The following is a 4,581-nucleotide window of genomic DNA, read 5'->3' on the forward strand; positions in this document are numbered from 1 at the left end:
GCAGCGGTCCGCGCCGCGCACCACCCCGGTCGCCCGCCCCAAGGACGTGCCGGCGCGGCCGAAGAGCGCCAGCCAGGCCAAGGCGCGGGCCAAGGCGCGGAAGGCGAAGGCGCCCAAGGTCGTCAAGGCGCCGCTGCGCCAGCGGATTCTGGTCCGCCTCGCATCGATCGATCTGAGCCCGCGTCGCCTGGTCGCCCGGGTGCCGTTCGTCGTGCTGATCATCGGAGCCCTCGGCCTCGGGCTCGGCGTGACGCTGTGGTTGTCCACCGACGCCGCCGAGCGCTCCTACCAACTGGGCGCCGCCCGCCAGGTGAATCAGGCGCTGATGCAACAGAAGGAAGCCCTCGAGCGCGACGTGTTGCAGGCCCAGGCCGCACCGGCGCTGGCCGAGGCGGCCCGCAACCTGGGGATGATCCCGTCGCGGGACACCGCGCACCTGGTGCAGGATCCAGCAGGCAACTGGGTCGTCGTCGGCACCCCGAAGCCGGCCGAAGGGGTTCCGCCGCCGCCGCTGAACGCGCCGCTGCCGGAACCGGTCCCACCGGCACCGCCCGCGCCGCGCGTCGTCGAACCGCGCGAGGTGCCGGTCCGGCTCCCGATGGCGGTGACGTCGCCCGCGGTTCCCGGCGCCGTGCCCGCGCTGCCGCAGCCTCTGCCTCTGCCGTTGCCGCCAGTCGATCCCAACGGTGAAATGCCGCACGCTGTTTCCGGTGAGCTGCCGGTGCCCGGACCCGTCCAGCCGCTGGAGATCGGGCCGCTGATCGACCCGGCGGTCCCGGCCGTGGTGCCTGGTCCTGAGCAGGTCGCACCCGCCGTGACCGTCCCCGAGGCGCCCGCGTGAGCCGCGCCAAGGCGCCCAACCAGGAGCGGTCGGCGCGGTCCCGGCGCACCCGGCAGGCCGCCACGCAAACCGGTTTGCGCAGTGCGTCGTTCGTCTTCCGGCACCGCACCGGTAACGCGGTGATCTTCCTGCTGCTGGTGGTCGCGGCGGCCCAGTTGTTCACGTTGCAGGTGCCGCGCGCCGAGGGGCTGCGGGCCGAGGCGGCCAGCCAGCTCAAGGTCACCGACATCGACCCGGCGTTGCGCGGCGCCATCGTCGACCGCAACGGCGACAAGCTGGCCTTCACGACCGAGGCCAGGGCGCTGACGTTCCAGCCGGTCCGGGTGCGCAAGCAGTTGGAGGAGGCGTTCGCCAAGAACGCGGAGCTCAACACCGAGGACGCACCCGACCCCGACGCCCGGCTGCGCGACATCGCCGCCGAGGTGTCCTCGCGGCTGGCCGGCAGGCCGGACACCGCGACCGTGCTGAAGAAGCTGCGCAGCAACGAGACGTTCGTCTACCTGGCCCGCGCGGTCGATCCGGCCATCGCCGACGCGATCACCACCAAGTTCCCGGAGGTCGGCGCCGAACGCCAGGATCTGCGCCAATACCCCGGCGGGGTGCTGGCCGCCAACATCATCGGCGGTATCGACTGGGACGGACACGGTCTGCTCGGCCTGGAGGACTCGCTGGATTCGGTGCTCGCGGGCACCGACGGCTCGGTCACCTACGACCGCGGGTCCGACGGTGTGGTCATCCCGGGCAGCTACCGCAACCGCCACGACGCGGTCAACGGGTCCACGGTGACTCTCACCATCGACGACGACATCCAGTTCCACGTGCAGCAGCAGGTGCAGATGGCCAAGGACGCCTCCGGGGCCAAGAACGCCTCGGCGGTGGTGCTCGACGCCAAAACCGGTGAAGTGTTGGCGATGGCGAACGACAACACCTTCAACCCGGCCCAGGACCTGAGCCGGCAGAAGGGCAGGCAGCTGGGCAACCTGTCGGTGTCCTCCCCGTTCGAGCCGGGCTCGGTGAACAAGATGATCACCGCCGCCGCGGTGATCGAGAACGGGCTCACCACACCCGACGAGGTCCTTCAGGTGCCCGGCTCGATCAACATGGGCGGGGTCACGGTCGGCGACGCGTGGGACCACGGCGTGATGCCGTACACCACGACCGGCGTGTTCGGGAAGTCCTCCAACGTCGGCACGCTGATGCTGGCCCAGCGCCTGGGCCCGGAGCGCTTCGCCGAGATGCTCAAGTTGTTCGGCCTCGGGCAGCGCACCGGCGTCGGGCTGCCCGGCGAGAGTGCGGGTCTGGTGCCGCCGATCGATCAGTGGTCGGGCAGCACGTTCTCCAACCTGCCCATCGGCCAGGGCCTTTCGATGACGCTGCTGCAGATGACGGGCATCTACCAGGCCATCGCCAACGACGGGGTGCGGATTCCGCCGCGGATCATCAAGGACATCGTCGCCCCGGACGGCGCCCGCGCCGACGAGCCGCGACCGCAGGGTGTGCGTGTGGTGTCGCCCGAGACGGCGCGCACGGTGCGCGACATGTTCCGGTCGGTGGTGCAGCGCGACCCGCGCGGCATCCAGCAGGGCACCGGCCCGCAGGCCGCCGTCGAGGGCTACCAGATCGCCGGCAAGACCGGCACCGCCCAGCAGATCAACCCGGCGTGCGGCTGCTACTACGACGACGTCTACTGGATCACCTTCGCGGGCATGGCCCCGGCCGACGACCCGCGCTATGTGATCGGCGTGATGCTCGACGCACCGCACCGCGCCGCCGACGGCACCCCCGGTTCCTCGGCCGCACCGCTGTTCCACGACATCGCGTCCTGGCTGCTGCAGCGGGAGAACGTACCGCTGTCGGCGGATCCGGGCGCCCCGCTGACACTGCAAGCGGACTGACGTCCGGAACCCTCCGGCGCGAATGCGTAAGCCGCCCGGCGAGATCGGTACTGTGTCAAGGCCATGAATCTGCGTCCCAGCAATCCCGCCGGTCTCGCCCTCGGCGTACTGGCCGACCTGGTCGCGGCCGTACCCGCAGGTGGGGGCCCGACTCCCGACATCCTGATCACCGGCGTCACGCTGCGTGGGCAGGACGCGCGCGCCGGCGACCTGTTCGCCGCGCTGCCGGGTGCGCGGGCGCACGGCGGCCGGTACGCCGCCGATGCGGTGGAGCGCGGCGCGGTCGCGGTGCTCACCGACTCCGCCGGGGTGGACGAGATCGCCGCGACCGGCCTGTCGGGGGTGCCGGTCCTGGTGCACCCGCAGCCCAGGGCGGTGCTCGGCGAGCTGGCGTCGGCCGTCTACGGCCGGCCGTCGGAGAAACTGCGCGTCATCGGTGTCACCGGGACGTCGGGCAAGACCACCACCACCTATCTGGTCGAGGCCGGCCTGCGCTCGGCAGGCCGCGTCGCCGGCCTGATCGGCACCGTCGGGGTGCGGATCGACGGCCACCAGCAGCCCGGCGGTCTGACCACCCCCGAGGCCCCGGACCTGCAGGCTCTGCTCGCCACCATGCTGGAGCGGGGCGTGGACACCGTCGTGATGGAGGTGTCCAGCCACGCGCTGGCGCTCGGGCGGGTGGACGGGGTCTCGTTCACCGTCGGCGGTTTCACCAATCTGTCCCGCGACCACCTGGACTTCCACCCCACGATGGAGGACTACTTCGAGGCCAAGGCCCGGCTGTTCGACCCGGCGTCGCCGATCCACGCCGCGCAGTCGGTGATCTGCGTCGACGACGAGTGGGGTCGGGCCATGGCGGCCCGCGCCGACCACCCCGTCACCGTCAGTGCGACCGGTCCCGCCGACTGGAGTGTCGAGCAGGTCCGCAACGCCGGCGACGGCGCGCAGGACTTCCTCGCGGTCGATCCCGCCGGTGTGCACCACGGGCTGGAGATCGGCCTGCCCGGCGGCTACAACGTGGCCAACTGCCTGCTCGCGGTCGCGCTGCTGGACGCGGTCGGTGTCTCGCCCGACCAGGCCGCACCGGGAGTACGGGACGCGACGGTGCCCGGCCGGCTGGAGGCGGTGAACCGCGGTCAGCCGTTCCTGGCGCTGGTGGACTACGCCCACAAGCCGGGTGCCCTGCAGGCGGTGCTGCGCACGCTGCGCGACCAGAGCGCCGGCCGTATCGCGGTCGTGTTCGGCGCCGGCGGCAACCGTGACCAGGGCAAGCGCGAGCCCATGGGCCGGGTGGCCGCGGAGCTGGCCGACCTGGTGGTGGTGACCGACGACAACCCCCGCGACGAAGATCCCGCCCTGATCCGGGCGGCGATCCTGGCCGGCGCGGCCGGTGCGCGCGCCGACGTGGTCGAGATCGGTGACCGGCGGGCGGCGATCGACCATGCGGTCGCGTGGGCCCGGGCCGGTGACGTGGTGCTGATCGCGGGCAAGGGCCACGAGGCCGGACAGACCAGCCACGGGCAGACCCGGCCGTTCGACGACCGCGATGAACTGGCCGCCGCTCTGGAGGCGGCGACGCGGGAGGTGCAACGGTGATCGAGCTCTCGCTGGCGCGGATCGCCGAGATCGTCGGCGGCCGACTGGTCGACGTGTCCGCCGAGGACGCGGCCGCGACCATGGTCACCGGGTCCGTCGAATTCGACTCCCGCGCGGTGACCCCCGGCGGTCTCTTCCTGGCTCTGCCCGGAGCACGCGCGGACGGCCACGACTTCGCGGCCACCGCGGTCGCCGCCGGTGCGGTGGCGGTGCTGGCGGCGCGCCCGGTCGGGGTGCCGGCCATCGTCG

4 protein-coding genes are annotated in these 4,581 nt (G+C 72.5%); all 4 read left to right on the forward strand.

Annotated elements, in window-relative coordinates; translation table 11 throughout:
* On the forward strand, positions 1-841 hold an 841-nt coding region (ftsL, locus tag MVA01S_RS28670; protein ID WP_060941799.1), incomplete at its 5' end, for a cell division protein FtsL.
* Positions 838-2,736 (forward strand): peptidoglycan D,D-transpeptidase FtsI family protein, encoded by a 1,899-nt coding sequence (locus MVA01S_RS28675; protein ID WP_003933048.1) that lies wholly within the window; start codon positions 838-840, stop codon positions 2,734-2,736. The genes ftsL and MVA01S_RS28675, both read left to right, overlap by 4 nt.
* A gap of 63 nt (positions 2,737-2,799) precedes the next feature.
* Positions 2,800-4,332 (forward strand): UDP-N-acetylmuramoyl-L-alanyl-D-glutamate--2,6-diaminopimelate ligase, encoded by a 1,533-nt coding sequence (locus MVA01S_RS28680; RefSeq protein WP_003933047.1) that lies wholly within the window; start codon positions 2,800-2,802, stop codon positions 4,330-4,332.
* Positions 4,329-4,581: Mur ligase domain-containing protein (locus MVA01S_RS28685; protein WP_255251726.1), on the forward strand; the 253-nt coding region annotated here is incomplete at its 3' end. The genes MVA01S_RS28680 and MVA01S_RS28685, both read left to right, overlap by 4 nt.

It is taken from the genome of Mycolicibacterium vaccae NBRC 14118 = CIP 105934 (assembly GCF_001552715.1).
Taxonomy (GTDB): Bacteria; Actinomycetota; Actinomycetes; order Mycobacteriales; family Mycobacteriaceae; genus Mycobacterium; species Mycobacterium vaccae.

What these genes read in the sequence shown, in the direction of transcription:
- MVA01S_RS28680 (WP_003933047.1), top strand. Translation starts at nt 2,800, where the DNA reads ATGAATCTGCGTCCCAGCAATCCCGCCGGTCTCGCCCTCGGCGTACTG.